This window comes from Novimethylophilus sp., assembly GCF_036504375.1.
In the GTDB taxonomy this organism is placed as follows: domain Bacteria; phylum Pseudomonadota; class Gammaproteobacteria; order Burkholderiales; family Methylophilaceae; genus Novimethylophilus.
In genome coordinates this window covers 1-15,355 of record NZ_DASXVH010000098.1, presented here as the reverse complement: position 1 = coordinate 15,355, position 15,355 = coordinate 1, and the positions used below count along the sequence as shown (strand labels likewise).

Annotated in this window: 11 protein-coding genes and 1 riboswitch; of the genes, 2 read left to right on the top strand and 9 right to left on the bottom strand. The window is 59.7% G+C overall.

Features of this window, described 5'->3' with window-relative positions; genetic code table 11:
* The coding region (locus tag VGK14_RS13845) for a transposase (protein WP_331509682.1) at positions 1–161 on the top strand (161 nt) is incomplete at its 5' end.
* 5 nt (positions 162–166) lie between these two features.
* Here the strand turns inward: VGK14_RS13845 and VGK14_RS13840 are convergent.
* The 3 genes from VGK14_RS13840 to VGK14_RS13830 are packed head-to-tail and all read right to left on the bottom strand — an operon-like array spanning position 167 to position 6,006.
* Positions 167–1,600: an efflux transporter outer membrane subunit gene (locus VGK14_RS13840; protein WP_331509681.1), complete on the bottom strand. Its 1,434-nt coding sequence runs from the start codon at positions 1,598–1,600 to the stop codon at positions 167–169.
* The gene (locus VGK14_RS13835) at positions 1,593–4,781 is read right to left on the bottom strand and encodes a multidrug efflux RND transporter permease subunit (protein ID WP_331509680.1); all 3,189 of its coding nucleotides are present in this window, start codon (positions 4,779–4,781) and stop codon (positions 1,593–1,595) included. The genes VGK14_RS13840 and VGK14_RS13835 overlap by 8 nt, the downstream gene beginning before the upstream one ends.
* Before the next feature lie 13 nt (positions 4,782–4,794).
* Positions 4,795–6,006 carry an efflux RND transporter periplasmic adaptor subunit gene (locus VGK14_RS13830; RefSeq protein WP_331509679.1) on the bottom strand — a complete coding sequence of 404 codons (1,212 nt, stop codon included), beginning with the start codon at positions 6,004–6,006 and terminating at the stop codon, positions 4,795–4,797.
* Between the two features lie 88 nt (positions 6,007–6,094).
* Between VGK14_RS13830 and VGK14_RS13825 the strand changes: the two genes are divergently transcribed.
* The gene (locus tag VGK14_RS13825) at positions 6,095–6,721 is read left to right on the top strand and encodes a TetR family transcriptional regulator (RefSeq protein ID WP_331509678.1); all 627 of its coding nucleotides are present in this window, start codon (positions 6,095–6,097) and stop codon (positions 6,719–6,721) included.
* A gap of 4 nt (positions 6,722–6,725) precedes the next feature.
* Here VGK14_RS13825 and hisC read toward each other — a convergent pair whose 3' ends face one another.
* The 6 genes from hisC to gyrA form a co-directional block, all read right to left on the bottom strand.
* A complete protein-coding gene (gene hisC, locus VGK14_RS13820; RefSeq protein WP_331509677.1) occupies positions 6,726–7,832 on the bottom strand; it encodes a histidinol-phosphate transaminase in 1,107 nt (368 codons plus the stop codon).
* A gap of 125 nt (positions 7,833–7,957) precedes the next feature.
* Positions 7,958–8,821 (bottom strand): flagellar motor stator protein MotA, encoded by an 864-nt coding sequence (motA, locus tag VGK14_RS13815; protein ID WP_331509676.1) that lies wholly within the window; start codon positions 8,819–8,821, stop codon positions 7,958–7,960.
* A gap of 91 nt (positions 8,822–8,912) precedes the next feature.
* Positions 8,913–8,998: riboswitch (cyclic di-GMP riboswitch) on the bottom strand.
* A gap of 61 nt (positions 8,999–9,059) precedes the next feature.
* Complete coding sequence (pheA, locus tag VGK14_RS13810) at positions 9,060–10,127, bottom strand: prephenate dehydratase (protein WP_331509675.1); 1,068 nt, start codon at positions 10,125–10,127, stop codon at positions 9,060–9,062.
* A gap of 48 nt (positions 10,128–10,175) precedes the next feature.
* A complete protein-coding gene (locus VGK14_RS13805) occupies positions 10,176–11,354 on the bottom strand; it encodes a phosphoglycerate dehydrogenase (RefSeq protein WP_331509674.1) in 1,179 nt (392 codons plus the stop codon).
* A gap of 26 nt (positions 11,355–11,380) precedes the next feature.
* Positions 11,381–12,463, bottom strand: a complete 1,083-nt coding sequence (serC, locus tag VGK14_RS13800; RefSeq protein ID WP_331509673.1) for a 3-phosphoserine/phosphohydroxythreonine transaminase — start codon at positions 12,461–12,463, stop codon at positions 11,381–11,383.
* 16 nt (positions 12,464–12,479) lie between these two features.
* Positions 12,480–15,026 carry a DNA gyrase subunit A gene (gyrA, locus tag VGK14_RS13795; RefSeq protein ID WP_331509672.1) on the bottom strand — a complete coding sequence of 849 codons (2,547 nt, stop codon included), beginning with the start codon at positions 15,024–15,026 and terminating at the stop codon, positions 12,480–12,482.
* Positions 15,027–15,355: the final 329 nt, after the last annotated feature.

Genomic DNA, 15,355 nt, shown 5'->3' with positions numbered 1-15,355 from the left:
CCCGCTGGATCGTGGAGCGCACTATCGCCTGGCTGCACCAGTTCCGCCGCCTGCGTGTGCGCTACGAACGCCTTGCCAGTATTCACGAGGCTTTCCTCAAGATCGGATGTGCCCTCATCTGCTGGAGATTCCTCAAAAAATACCAAAACTCATTTTGTTAGGTACTCTAAGAGCTTTTGGCCTCTTGCTCGCTATTCCATCCTCCGCCCATCGCCTTGAACAGGTCCGCAACTGCGGCACGCTGCGCGCGTTCGGCTTCCGTCAGGTTCAGTTGCGCTTGCAGCAGGTTGCGCTCGGCATCCAGCAGGTCCAATTGGCTGGAGATGCCGTTTTCATAGCGCAGCTTGGCCAGAGTCAGCCCCTTCTGCAATGCATCGACGTGCGCATGCTCGGCCACCAGGACTTCACGCGCCGATTGCTGCGCCGCCAGTGCATCCTGCACGTCGCGGAAAGCGCTGGCGATGGCCTGCCGGTACTGCGCCAGCACCTGCTGCTCGCTGGCCTTGGCGACATCTACGGAAGCGCCTATGCGTTTGCCGTTGAAAATCGGCTGCAGCAATTCGCCGGCAAAGCGGAAAATGCGCGCCGGGCCGACGAACAGGTCAGCCAGGGAGTTGCTTTCGCCGCCGAAATAGCCGGTCAGCGTAATCGACGGGTAATAGGCCGCGCGCGCCACGCCGATATTGGCATTGGCCGCGATCAGGCGCTGCTCGGCTTCCCGCAGGTCGGGGCGGCGCAGCAGCAGCTCGGACGGCAGGCCCGCCGGCACCACCGGTTCGGCCGGGGCTGCCGGCGAGCCTCTGACCACCTTGCCTTGCACTACCTCGCGCGGGGAACGGCCCAGCAATATCGCCAGCGCATTCTGCTGCTGCGTGCGGTTGCGTTCCAGCGCCGGAGTCTGTGCCTGAACCGTAGCCAGGTCGGCTTCCACCTGGCGCACTTCGAATTCGGACGATACGCCACTCTGCATGCGCAATTGCTGCAGTTTGAGCGCGGCCTGGCGAGTCTCCTGCGTACGGCGGGTGGTCTCGATCTGTGCATCCAGCGCCAGCAAGGCGAAATAACCCTGTGCGACTTGCGCCGTCAGGCTATTGCGTACCGTGTCGCGGGCCGCTTCGGTCGCCAGCAGGTTGGCGCGAGCCGCCGCGGTCGCGCCGCGCAGCTTGCCCCACAGGTCGATTTCGTAGGAAGCGTTGATACGCGCCATGTAGTCGCGCGATCTGGCGCGGAAACTCGGCGGCAGCGGGTTGGTGCCGCGCTGCGTGCTGCGCGAGTACGACGGCGTAAACGTAGCAGTAAGGGTAGGGTCCGTCTCCGCGTCGGCCAGGGTAAGCTGCGCCCGTGCCTCATCGATGCGCGCCGAAGCGATGACAATATCCTCGTTATGCGAGAGCGCCTCCTCGACCAGTTGGTTCAACGTCACATCGCCGTATACCTTCCACCATTGGGCGTTGTCGTATGCCTTGGCATTGGCCGGCAAACCGGGCCAGGCCGCCGGCGTTTCCACCGCCGGTTTCTGGAACGGCGGAAACAGGTTCAGGTTGGCACACCCCGCCAACATCAGGATGGCGCCGAGCGTGGCGAGTTTGGTGTTATTCATGCGTCGTTTCCTTGGTATTGCCAGCTTTACCATATTTCTCGGGGCGCGGCTCATGATCGTGCTGTACATCCAGCAGCTTGAAAAGCAGCGGGACGAAGAAAATGGCGAGGAAGGTCGCCGCCATCATGCCGCCCATGACACCCGTACCCACCGATTGCCGCGCGCCGGCACCGGCACCGGTAGAGAACGCCAGCGGCATCACGCCCAGGATGAAGGCCAGCGAGGTCATCAGGATGGGACGAAAACGCAGCCGCGCCGCCTCCAGCACCGCATCGACGATACTCATGCCGTCTTCCTTCTGTTTCATGATCGCGAACTCCACGATCAGGATCGCGTTCTTCGCGGCCAGCCCCAGCAAGGTCACCAACCCGATCTGGAAATACACGTCGTTGGTCAGCGGCGGGATTGGCACACCCGGGAACAGGATGGAGAACGCCAGGTTGCGCACCCAGACGATAGCCAATGCCCCGAACACGCCGAACGGCAGCGCCAGCAGCACCGAGAATGGCAGCAGCCAATGCTCGTAGAGCGCGGCCAAGATGAAGAACATCATCACCGCCGCCAGTACCAGCGCGACATTGGACGCCCCGCCGGAGCGCTTTTCCTGATAGGAAGCGCCGCTCCATTCATAGCTGAAGTCCGATGGCAGCACTTCCTTCATCAATTTTTCCACGCTGGCGATGGCCTCGCCGGAACTTACTCCGGGCGCGGCACTGCCGAGCAGCTTCACCGACGGCAGATTGTTGAAGCGGGTCAGCGTATCCGGGCCGGCGTCATACCTGATGGTTGCCACCGCCGAAATCGGCACCATTTTTCCGCTGGCGGAACGCACATACAGCGCGGAAATATCTTCCGGTTTGCGGCGATATTGCTGGTCGGCGGACATCAGCACCTGCCAGGTACGGCCATACTTGTTGAAATCGTTGACGTAAAACGTGCCCAGCGTCGCCGACAACGTGTCGAAGATATCCTGCAGACTCACGTTGAGAGCGGCTGCACGGCTGCGGTCGACGTCCACGTAAAGCTGCGGCGCATTGGCCCGCCACAGGGTTTGTACGAAAGCGAGCGAAGGGTCCTTGGAGGCCTTGGCAATAAACTGCTGCGCCACTTCGTTGAGCCGCTTGGCGCCACCCTCCCCCTTGTTCTGGATATTGACCTCGAAGCCGCCGGTATTGCCCAGGCCGAAAATCGCCGGCGGATTGAAGGCCAGCACCAGCGCCTCCTTGATGCCGGCGGTCTTTGCAAACAGGTCGCCCACCAATGCAGCGCTGGGAACCTTGCGCTCTTCCCAGGGTTGTTGGCGCACGAAAATCGTCGCAGCACTGTTCTTGAACGACCCCCCCAGGAAATCCCGCCCCGTGAATGCGATCGCATACAGGTTGTTGGGATTGGCGAGGATGGTATCGGTCACCTTGTTCACTACGCGGTCGGTACGCTCGAGGCTGGCGCCGTCGGGCAGGAAGGCCGCGCTGATGAAATAGCCCTGGTCTTCGCCGGGCACCAGCGAAGTCGGCGTGGTGCGCCACAACTGTACGGTCACCACCACCATGCCGGCAAACAACAACACGCCGATCACGCTGCGCTTCAGCATCCAGCCAACCCCCGCGGTATAGCGGCCGGTCACCCAGCCAAAAAAGCGGTTGAACATGCGGAAGAACGGACCCACCTGCTTGTGTTCCGGCTTGAGGATAAGGGCGCACAGGGCCGGCGTCAGCGTCAGCGCCACCACGGCCGAGATCATCACGGAGATCGAGATGGTGATCGCGAACTGGCGGTAGAGCTCGCCTGCCAGGCCGCCCATGAAGGCGATCGGCACGAACACCGCCGTCAGCACCAGCATGATCGCGATGATCGGGCTGGTCACCTCGCGCATGGCCTCGATGGCCGCCTCCCGCGGGTTCATGCCGTGCTCGTGCATCAGGCGCTCGGCGTTCTCCAGCACCACGATGGCGTCGTCCACCACGATACCGATGGACAGCACCATGCCGAACAGCGTCAGCGTATTGATCGAGTAGCCGAGGACGTGCAAGCCGGCAAAGGTGCCGATCAGCGACACCGGCACCGCCAGCGTCGGAATCAATGTCGCGCGGAAGTTCTGCAGGAACAGCAGCACCACCAGAAACACCAGCACCATGGCCTCCATCAGGGTTTTGACGACTTCATGGATGGAAACATCGACGAACAGCGTGGTGTCGTACACCACGGTATGCTGCAGCCCGGCCGGAAAGCTTTTGGCGAGTTCCGCCACCGTTTTATTGACTTCTTCCGCCACGCCCAGCGCATTGGCGCCCGGTTGCAGGAATATGCCCATCAGCGTGGCGGGTTTGCCGTTGACGCGGCCGATAAAATCGTAATCCTTGGAGCCCAGTTCCACGCGGGCGATATCCGCCAGGCGTATCTGCGAACCCTTGTTGTCCGAGCGCACGATGATCTGCTCGAACTGCTTGGGATCGCTCAGCCGTCCTTGCGCAGAAACGGTGTAGACCAGTTCCTGGCCGCTTGCGGTGGGCGGCTGGCCAATCTTGCCGGGCGCGAATTGCGCGTTCTGGCCGCGGATCGCAGCCACCACCTCACCAACTGAAACACCCAGGTTGGTCATGCGCTCCGGCTTAAGCCAGATACGCATCGCATAATCCTTGGCGCCGAAAATCTGCACATTGGTCGTACCCGGAATGCGCTTGATGCGATCCAGCACGTTCAACGTGACGTAGTTGCTGGTGAACAGGTTGTCGTAACGGCCGTCCGGCGAGGAAAAGGCAATCACCTGCAGGAAGGAGGACGAGCCTTTGTTCACCGTCACGCCCTGGCGGCGCACTTCTTCCGGCAGGCGCGCCTCGGCCTGTTTGACGCGATTGTTGACGTTGAGCGCGGCCTGGTCGGCATCGGCGCCGATCTCGAAGGTGACCTGGATTTCCACCACGCCGTTGGAGGCCGCGGTGGAACTCATGTACATCATGTGCTCCACGCCGTTGATCTGCGACTCCAGCGGTGCCGCCACGGTCTGCTCCAGCACCTCGGCAGAGGCGCCCGGATACACCGCCTGGACGGTGACGACCGGCGGGGCGATTTCGGGATATTGCGCGATAGGCAACACTTTCATCGACGCCAGGCCGGCGATGACGATGAAAATGGAGAGCACGGCCGCAAAAATAGGGCGGTCGATAAAAAATTTCGAGATCATGAAATGATGGTTCCTAGTGCTTGGCGACGGCAGCCGTCGTGGACGGGGCTTGTTGGGCGTTGACATCGACTACCTTCACCGGCGCTCCGGGGCCGATCTTGACCACGCCATCCACAATGACGCGGTCGCCGGCCTGCAAGCCTTTATTGATCACCCACGATTCGCCGGTCCATTCGCCGACTTCCACCGGGTGGATCTCCGCCTTATCGTCCTTGCCGGCCACGAACACGAATTTGCCTTGCGGCCCTTCCAGCACCGCGCGCTGCGGTACCAGGATGGCGTTGGTACGCTTGGCGCCGGTCAGCGCTACGCGCACGAACTGCCCGGGGCGCAGCAAGCCCCTGGAATTAGGCAATTCGGCACGCGCTTCGCTGGTGCCGGTGGCGGTGCTGATGCGGATGTCGGAAAAATTCATCTTGCCTTGTTTGTCATAAGTGCTGCCGTCGGCCAATTTGACCGCAACATCGAACTTCCCATCCTTGGGCAGGGCCAGACGTCCGGCCGCAGCATCGCTGTCCAGCCGCAAACGCTCATTGTCGGAAATGCCGAAACTGGCGTAGATGGGATCCAGCTGGGTGACGGTAGTCAACAGCACGTTGGGACCGGAAACCAGGCTGCCCTCGGTTGCCTGCAAACGCCCGGCAATGCCGGAAATCGGTGCCTCGACACGAGTGTAGGACAGGTTCAGGCGGGCTTCGGTAACGCGGGTTCTAAAGGATTTCACATCCGCCGCAGCGATCTGCATTGCGGAAACTGCATCGTCGTAATCTTTCTGCGCAATCGCATGCGCCTCGATCAAAGGCTTGAGCCGCGCGGAATCGCGTTCGGCCTTTGCCTGGCGGGCTTCCGCGCTGGCAAGATCGGCTTCCGCCCGGGCCAGTGCGGCCTGGAACGGCGCGGGGTCGATGGTGAACATCGACTGGCCGGCCTTGACCCGCGCACCTTCCACATAATTACGCTTGATCAGGATACCGGTGACACGAGCGCGCACTTCGATGTCACGCACACCGGCGATCTGGCCGGTATATTCCAGCGTCACCGGCACGATTTGTGGCTGCACCGTCAATGCGGCAACCTCCGCTACCGGCTTGCCGCCCATACCGCCGGGATGTGCTCCCGCGCTATCGCTCTTCGCCTTGCATGCCGCGAGGCCGACGGCCAGCAAGGCCACGGCGATCACCTGGAGCGTCTCCCGACGCGAAATATTCAATCCAGCGTATGACATAATCAATCCCTTAATTTTCTTGCTTATATAATCAACTTTTGCTAATGTTACATACATTCATGCATGTATGTAAAGTAATTCTCAAATTATGGTTAGACGCACCAAAGAAAACGCGGAAATAACGCGCCATCAATTGCTTGATGCCGCCGAGACCGTATTCAATGAAAAAGGCGTGGCGCGCACGTCGCTCGCGGAGATCGCCACGTCCGCCGGCGTTACCCGCGGGGCCATCTATTGGCATTTCAAGAACAAGGCCGATCTGTTCCATGCGATGCTGGAACGGGTGAAATTGCCGATAGACGAGATGGTAGACAAATTAAATGCGGAACAGTTGGACGACCCGCTCGCTTTTTTGCGCAGCGCAGCGATCAGTGTGCTTATCCGCGTGGCAACCGACGTCCAGACGCGCCGGGTGTTCGATATCGTCAACCACAAATGCGAACTGGTGGATGAAATGGCCGTGGCGCGCGAGCGCCACATGGAAAGCTGGGCCGGATGTCTGGATCGAATAGAACAGCGCATACGCGCGGCCATGGAACAGGGCCTGCTTCCGGCCGGCATCAACCCCCGCAGCGCAGCCATCGGCATGCACGCGCTGATCGACGGCCTGATTTCAAACTGGATACTGCATCCCGAGTCTTTTTCCCTGGGAGACGAGGCCGCCAGCCTGATCGAGATTTATCTCGCCGGTTTGCGCGGCTATCAGCCCAGGTAGTCCCTCATGAAGCGTGCAGGACCTCTTCCAGTGCGCTCAGAAAACGGGCGATCTCGCTTTCCAAACCGATGCTGACACGCAAATAATCCGGCAACTCGTAGTTAGTCACCGGCCGTATGATGACGCCCTTCTGTAACAGGCGCTGGTAAACCGCAGGGGCATTGTCGACCCGGAAACAGACGAAATTGCCGAACGAAGGGATGAATTCCAGCCCCATACTGGACAATCCGGCCGTGATTTGACGCATTCCGGCGTCATTCAGCTCGCGGCTGCGGCGCACGAACTCGTCGTCATGCAACGCCGCCGCCGCAGCTGCGAGCGCGACGTTGTTCACATTGAAAGGCTGGCGCACGCGATTGATCATATCGGCCACCTCGGCATGCGCCAGCGAAAAACCGACGCGCAAACCCGCCAGCCCGTAAGCCTTGGACAGCGTGCGTGTAACGACCAGATTGCCGAACTCCTTCAGCCAGCCGATTGCTTCCGATTTCAGGTGATCCGGGAGGTATTCATCGTAAGCTTCGTCCAGAACCACCAGCACATGGTCCGGGATGCCGAGCATGAAAGCATGCAATTCATCCTTGCCCAGCAAGGTACCGGTAGGGTTGTTGGGATTACCGATATAGACCATGCGCGTCTTCGGCGTTATCGCCTCACGCATGGCGGCCAGGTCGTGGCCAAAACTCTTCGCCCGCACCGCCACGCCCGTGGCTCCTATCGCTTTTGTCACCAGCGGATAAACCGCAAAAGAATGCCGTGAAAATACGACTTCCGAGCCGGGCTTCAGAAAGGCGCGTGCTGCGAGTTCGAGTACATCGTTGGAGCCGTTCCCGAGCACGATCCGGGCAGGATCAATACCGAATTTACGGCTGATTGCGTCCTTCAATACGAAGCCGTTGCCGTCGGGATAGCGGGCTATATCCTGCAACGAATCGCGCATCGCAGCCAATGCCTTCGGGCTCACGCCGAGCGGGTTCTCGTTGGATGCCAGCTTGACGATATCGCCTTCATCCAGCCCCATCTCGCGCGCCAGTTCGGAAATCGGTTTCCCCGGTTGATAGGGAGCGATCGCCCGCACATACTCAGGCGCGAGTTCAGACAAAGTTTTCACGAGGGTTTCCTGATGACTTACGCAAAATGAATTGATTGCCGGACACGAACCCGGCAATCAGCAAGCATTAATTCTGCGATTTTAAATGAGAAAGCTTGCGCTGGATATTGCGCGCAATCATTGCGTCAGTTTTTCTTTGAAAAAGATTGCACATATTTATCCAATTCGGCGGAAGCCGGCCGGATATCCGGTGAAATCGATACGCGGGCGAATTCAATGACCATCCTCACCGGATAACCGTTCAGATGCGCAATAATGCCGGTCTTGATACAGGTAAAAAATTGCTCCTCGTCTTCCGCAATATTCTGCAACAGCTTGGAAGCGGGGCCCAGGAAACCATATGCCAGCAAAATGCCGAGAAAGGTGCCCACCAGCGCGGCGGCAATCTTGTGCCCAAGCTCATCCTGCGGACCGCCTATCGACGCCATCGTGATCACGACACCCATAACGGCGGCAACGATCCCGAACGCCGGCAGCGACTCCGCGAGATACGTCAACGCTTCAACAGGCTTGTTTGCCGAATGGGCCGCCGATTCCAGATCGATATCGATCAGATTCTCGATTTCATAGGCATTCATGTTGCCGCTGACCATGATCAGGAAATAATCACAAATAAATTCGACAGTGCGCTTATCCGCCAGTACCTTGGGAAATTTTTCGAAAATGGGACTGTTATAAGGGGCGTCGATATCGGGCTCTATTCCTATCATCCCTTCTTTGCGAATTTTCATCAGGATTGCATACAACAAGGCCAGCGTTTCCGCATAAAACTCCTTGGTGTATTGCGAGCCGCGCAGTATCCTGCCTGCGGCGAGCAGGCACTTCTTCAGTATTCTGCGCGGATTGGATATAAGGAAGGCGCCGAAACCGGCTCCGCCGATGATGACCAGTTCCGCGGGCTGGTATAACGCCGCGATGCGGCCTTCCTCCATGGAGTAGCCGCCCAAAACGCCTACGACGACGATGATGGAACCGAGAATAATGTTCATGTCTACTGCCGATCGCGGACGCTAGCTTGTCACCGGAGTGAATGGCGACGGTCCGCCGCAGTGCGCGGCCATGATAGCCGCAGACATACGTACTGGCGGTCCCGCCGTCATGGAGAATATCTCTTTAGACCGGTGACTTTGCGCCCTTGCTTTTCAGCAAGTTTGCCCTGTTCAGTAAAAGGGTGATTCTACTTGAGTAAAGTGAAGTGTCAATATCGATGCCGCCAAGTGGCGGCCGTCAGATTACCGCTATTGGATACGACCCCAGCACCTTGATGAATGCCGCGTGTTTTTCCAGTTCGGCCAGTGCGCGTGCGACCTTCCCGTCGTTGCGATGGCCTTCGATGTCGACAAAGAATACATACTCCCACAGCCCGGTATAAGAAGGCCGCGATTCCAGCTTGGTCATGCTGACGCCATTTTCGGCCAGCGGCGCGAGCAATTTGACAACGGCGCCGGGCACATTGCGCGTCGCCATCGCCAGCGAGGTTTTGTCGCGTCCCGAGGCTGCCACGTCATGCGTGGCCAGCACCAGAAAACGCGTGGTATTGCGCGGGTCGTCCTCTATGCTTTCCGCAAGCAGGCTGAGGCCGAACAGTTCGCCGGCGCGCCGGCTGGCGATTGCCGCAACCCCCTCGTTTTCGGCCGCCAGGCGTGCCGCTTCGGAATTACTGGCCACCGCTTCGCGCTCGACACCCGCCAGGTTCTGGTTCAGCCATTCGTGGCATTGCGCCAGCGATTGCGCGTGGGAATATACCTTGCGGATGGAATATCTATCGGTTTGTCTGGACAGCAGATTGTGATGCACCGGCAGTTCGATCTCACCGCAAATATTGAGCGCACTTTGCAATAGCAAATCCAGCGTGCGGCCGATCGCGCCCTCGGTGGAATTCTCTACCGGCACCACGCCGTAATCCGCCTTGCCCGCCTCCACCGCGCGGAACACCTCATCGATGGAAGCACACTGCACCGGGTTGGACAGGCCGCCGAACTGCTTGCTGGCGGCTTCTTCGCTATAGGTCCCCAGCGGACCGAGGAAAGCGACGCAAAGCTCTTTTTCCAGCGCCCGGCAATTCGACATCACAGTGCGGAAGATCGCGGTCACCGCCTCATCCGACAGCGGGCCGGGATTCTGTGCCAGCAGGCGGCGCAGCACTTGCGCCTCGCGCTCCGGCCGGTAAATCGGCCCGCCGTTCTTCAGGCTGCCTATCGTATGCGCCAGCGCCGCCCGCTCGCTGACCAGCTTGAGCATCCGGTCGTCGATCGCATCGATTTTTTCGCGGCACTTTTTCAGTTCGTCAGACAAGATCGCAGTCCTTTATTTGTGGGGGCAGCCCGCCAATTCTAAACGTAATCATTCCGCCAGAGGCAAGGCGCGCACATTGAGGACGCCTTTAATGCCGCGGATTTTTTCGACCACGGCGTCGGGTACCGCGCTATCCAGGTCGACCAGGGTATAAGCCATTTTACCGCGCGACTTGTTGAGCATATTGCTGATATTGAGCCCCGCCGCCGCCATCGCGCCGGAAATCTGCCCCAGCATGTTCGGCACATTGGCATTGGCTATTCCCAGCCGGAACGACGATTCGCGGCCCATCTGCACGTTGGGGAAATTGACCGCATTGACGATATTGCCGTTTTCCAGGAAATCCCTGAGCTGATCCACCACCATCACCGCGCAATTATCCTCGGCTTCCGTCGTCGATGCACCCAGATGCGGCAGCGCTATTACACCGGGATGCTCTTTCAGACGCCGGGTCGGAAAATCGCAGATATAAGCCTTCAGTTTCTTGCTGTTCAGGCCATCCAGCACCGCCTGCTCGTCGATGATGCCTTCCCTCGCAAAATTGAGCAGCACTGCGCCGTGCTTCATCAGTTCGACACGTTCGGCATTGACCAGCCGGCGCGTCGCATCGATCAAAGGCACATGCAGCGTAATGAAGTCGCTGTGCCTGAACACATCCCCCACCGTGGCCGCGCGCCGTACTTCGGAAGACAACCGCCATGCCGCATCGACGGTAATGCCGGGATCGAATCCCAGCACCTTCATCCCCAGCTTCAGCGCGGTATCCGCGACCTGGCCTCCCACCGCGCCCAAGCCGACGATGCCCAGCGTGCGTCCCGGGAGTTCGACACCGGCGAAATGCTTCTTGCTTTCTTCCACCTGTTGCGCAAGTGCGTCATCAGCGCCTTGCAGCCCTTCCACAAACCGCATCGCCGGACCGATGTTGCGCGCCGCCATCAGCATGCCGGCGAGCACCAGCTCATTAACCGCATTGGCGTTGGCACCGGGCGCATTGAATACCGGAATGCCGCGTTTGCTCATTTCGGCCACCGGGATATTATTGGTACCGACCCCGGCCCGGCCGATGGCCTGAACGCTTGCAGGGATCACCATGTCCTGCATCCTGGCCGAGCGCACCAGAATGGCGTCGGGCTCGGTCACGTCACTACCGGTTTCGTAATATTCCGCAGGCAGGCGTTTCAGTCCGTGCGCTGAAATCTTGTTGAGGATCAGAATGCGCTTGATCATGACACTCCCCCCTACCGGCGGCCGGATTAGGTATTGTTCTTTTCGAATTCCTTCAGGAAAGCCACCAGCGTTGCAACGCCCTCTTCCGGCATTGCATTGTAGATCGACGCCCGCATGCCGCCGACCGAACGGTGGCCCTTCAACTGCAGCAGGCCGCGGCTCTGCGCCTGCTTCAGGAACTCGTCGTCCAGCGCGGGGTTCTTGAGCGTGAACGGGATGTTCATGCGTGAACGGTTCTCGCGCGCGGTAGGGCAACTATAAAAATCCGTGGCGTCGAAATAATCGTACAACAGATTGGCCTTGCGGATATTGATCTTTTCCATTGCCGCCAGGCCGCCCTTGGCTTTCAGCAGCTTGAACACAAGCCCGGCGATGTACATGCCGTAGGTGGGCGGCGTGTTGTACATGGAATCGTTGTCGGCGTGAATCTTGTAATCGAGCATGGTAGGCGTGCCGGGCAGCGTTTCGCCGATCAGGTCTTTGCGCACGATGACGATCGTTAAACCAGCAGGCCCGATGTTCTTCTGCGCGCCCGCATAAATCAGGCCGAATTTCGACACATCGACCGGCCGCGACAGGATATGCGACGACATATCCGCCACCAGCGGCACGTCGCCGGTTTGCGGCGTCCAGAACATCTCGACGCCACCTATGGTTTCGTTGGAAGTGTGGTGCACGTAGGCCGCCTCGGGGTCGAGCTGCCACTGATCCTGCATCGGCGCATAACTGAAGTTCCTGTCGGCCGAGGATGCGACGACATTCACCTTGCAGTATTTCTGCGCTTCTTGAATAGCTTTCTTCGACCATTCGCCGGTATTGAGGTAATCCGCCTTGTTCTTGCCGCGCAGCAAATTCATCGGAATCATCGAGAACTGCATAGACGCCCCGCCCTGCAGGAACAACACCTTGTAATTGGCGGGAATGCCCATCAGTTCGCGCAGATCGGCCTCGGCCCCGGCGGCGATGGACATGAATTCCTTGCCGCGATGGCTCATCTCCATCACCGACATGCCGGAGCCGTGCCAGTCCGGCATTTCGGCCTGAGCTTGTAGCAGTACCTCTTTCGGCAGCACCGCCGGGCCGGCGGAGAAATTGTAAATCTGCGTCATAAGCTTGTCCCCCAAATTACTCTTCGTCGTCCGACTCGACCACTTTTTCCAGCCCGGAAAGTTTCTCGCCTTCGCCCAGGTTGATCAGCGTGACCCCCTGCGTGGCGCGGCCAAGCTCGCGGATTTCCTTGACGCGGGTGCGGATCAGCACGCCGCCCGTGGTGATCAGCATGATTTCGTCTTCGTCGTTCACCAGCTTGGCGGCCACCACCTTGCCGTTGCGCGCACTGGTGGCAATGGCGATCACGCCCTGCGTGCCTCGGCCCGAATGACGGAAGTCGGCCAGCACGGTGCGCTTGCCGTAACCGTTTTCGGTTGCCACCAGCACGGTCTGCTTGTCGTCTTCGGCGATCAGCACCGACAACACCTGCTGCCTGGCCTGCAGCTTCATGCCGCGCACGCCGCGCGTGGCGCGGCCCATGGGGCGCACATCCTCCTCGTCGAACCATACTGCCTTGCCGCCGTCCGACACCAGCACGATGTCATTGGCGCCGTTGGTCACTTCGGCGCCGATCAGGTAGTCGCCCTCGTCCAGGTTGATGGCGATGATACCGGCGCGGCGCGGGTTGGAGAATTCGGTGAGCGCGGTCTTTTTCACCGTGCCCTGCGCGGTCGCCATGAAGATGAAATGGTTCTCGTCGAACTCCTTGACCGACAGGATGGCGTTGATTTTCTCGCCGTCTTCCAGCGGGAACAGATTGACGATGGGCTTGCCGCGGCTGATGCGGCTGCCCTGCGGCACCTCGTACACCTTGAGCCAGTACACGCGGCCGCGGCTGGAGAAGCACAGGATGTGGTCATGGGTGTTGGCGACGAACATCTTGTCGATGAAATCGTCTTCCTTGGTCGCCGCCGCCTGCTTGCCGCGACCGCCGCGGCGTTGCGCACGGTATTCGTCCAGCGGCTGCGATTTCACATAGCCGGTGTGCGACAGCGTCACCACCACGTCCTGCGGCGTGATCAGATCTTCCAGGCTCAAATCCTGGGCATTGTGCACGATCTCGCTGCGGCGCTTGTCGCCGAACTGCTGCTTGATCGCGGCCAGTTCGGTCACGATAATTTCGGTCACGCGCTCCGGCTTCGCCAAAATATCCAGCAAGTCGGCGATGGTGTCGATGATTTCCTTGTACTCGTTGACGATCTTGTCCTGCTCCAGGCCGGTCAGGCGTTGCAACCGCAATTCCAGGATCGCCTGCGCCTGCACGTCGGAAAGCCGGTAACCGGTCTGCTGCAGGCCGAACTCAGGCAATAGCCCTTCGGGACGGAACGCATCGCTGGCCTCGGCGCGCGACAGCATTTCTTCCACCAGCGGCGAACGCCATTCGCGCGCCATCAAGCCCTGCTTGGCGACGGCGGGCGTCGGCGCAGCCTTGATCAGCGCGATGATCTCGTCCACATTGGACAGCGCCACCGCCAGGCCTTCCAGGATATGGCCGCGGTCGCGCGCTTTCTTCAGCTCGAACACCGTGCGGCGTGTCACCACTTCGCGGCGATGGCGCAGGAAGGCTTCCAGCATCTGTTTCAGGTTAAGCAGGCGCGGCTGGCCGTCGACCAGCGCCACCATGTTCATGCCGAAGGTATCCTGCAGCTGCGTCTGCTTATACAGATTGTTCAGCACCACTTCCGGCACTTCGCCGCGCTTCAACTCGATCACCATGCGCATGCCGGATTTGTCCGACTCGTCGCGCAGATCGGAAATGCCCTCGATCTTCTTGTCGTTGACCAACTCGGCGATTTTTTCGATCAGCGTCTTCTTGTTGACCTGGTACGGCAGCTCGTCGACGATGATCGCCTGGCGTTCGCCCTTGCCGATGTCCTCGAAATGGGTGCGCGCGCGCATCACGCAGCGGCCGCGCCCGGTGCGGTAACCTTCCCTGACACCGACCGTGCCGTAGATGATGCCGGCGGTGGGGAAATCCGGTGCCGGAACGATGTCGATGAGATCTTCCACGCCCAGGTCCGGATCTTTCAGCAGCGCCAGACAGGCATCCACCACTTCGTTCAGGTTATGCGGCGGGATATTGGTCGCCATGCCGACTGCGATACCGGAGGAACCGTTGATCAGCAGGTTGGGAATCTTCGCCGGCAGAACCAGCGGCTCGTTCTCGGAACCGTCGTAATTGGGGCCGAAATCGACGGTTTCGCGATCCAGATCGGCCAGCAGTTCGTGCGCGATGCGCGCCATGCGGATTTCGGTGTAACGCATCGCCGCCGCATTATCGCCGTCCACCGAGCCGAAGTTGCCCTGCCCGTCGACCAGCATGTAGCGCAGCGAAAAATCCTGCGCCATGCGCACGATGGTGTCGTATACCGCGGTATCGCCGTGCGGGTGGTATTTACCGATGACATCGCCGACGATACGTGCCGACTTCTTGTAAGGCCGATTCCAGTCGTTGGACAGCTCGTGCATCGCGTACAGCACGCGGCGGTGGACGGGTTTCAGGCCGTCCCGCACATCCGGCAGCGCACGCCCGACAATCACGCTCATCGCGTAATCCAGGTAGGAGCGGCGCATCTCTTCTTCGAGGCTTACGGGGAGGGTTTCCTTGGCGAACTGATCCATAAATTCCTGTGTTTTTACCACGACATAAAGTCTTGGATTTTAGCACGAGATGAGGCCCGAAACACCGTGAACCACGGCCGCCAGTTTGGCATCAAGCCGAGCTGTTGCGATGCAATTCGCTCCACCGTCAATAGACGACATGTTTAGTAGAGGAATATACTTTTCAAGGCTCGCCCAACCGTCCAATATCCACACTTCAAGGAGACTCCCCATGACCGTACTCGTCGGCAAAGCCGCCCCCAATTTCACCGCTGTCGCCGTGATGGGCGATAACACCATCAACGAGAACTTCAACCTGGCCGCCCAGATCAAGGGCAAGGCCGCGGTGC

What these genes read in the sequence shown, in the direction of transcription:
- motA (WP_331509676.1), bottom strand. Translation starts at nt 8,821, where the DNA reads ATGAACATTATTCTCGGTTCCATCATCGTCGTCGTAGGCGTTTTGGGC.
- VGK14_RS13825 (WP_331509678.1), top strand. Translation starts at nt 6,095, where the DNA reads ATGGTTAGACGCACCAAAGAAAACGCGGAAATAACGCGCCATCAATTG.
- VGK14_RS13840 (WP_331509681.1), bottom strand. Translation starts at nt 1,600, where the DNA reads ATGAATAACACCAAACTCGCCACGCTCGGCGCCATCCTGATGTTGGCG.
- VGK14_RS13805 (WP_331509674.1), bottom strand. Translation starts at nt 11,354, where the DNA reads ATGATCAAGCGCATTCTGATCCTCAACAAGATTTCAGCGCACGGACTG.
- VGK14_RS13830 (WP_331509679.1), bottom strand. Translation starts at nt 6,006, where the DNA reads ATGTCATACGCTGGATTGAATATTTCGCGTCGGGAGACGCTCCAGGTG.
- serC (WP_331509673.1), bottom strand. Translation starts at nt 12,463, where the DNA reads ATGACGCAGATTTACAATTTCTCCGCCGGCCCGGCGGTGCTGCCGAAA.
- VGK14_RS13835 (WP_331509680.1), bottom strand. Translation starts at nt 4,781, where the DNA reads ATGATCTCGAAATTTTTTATCGACCGCCCTATTTTTGCGGCCGTGCTC.
- gyrA (WP_331509672.1), bottom strand. Translation starts at nt 15,026, where the DNA reads ATGGATCAGTTCGCCAAGGAAACCCTCCCCGTAAGCCTCGAAGAAGAG.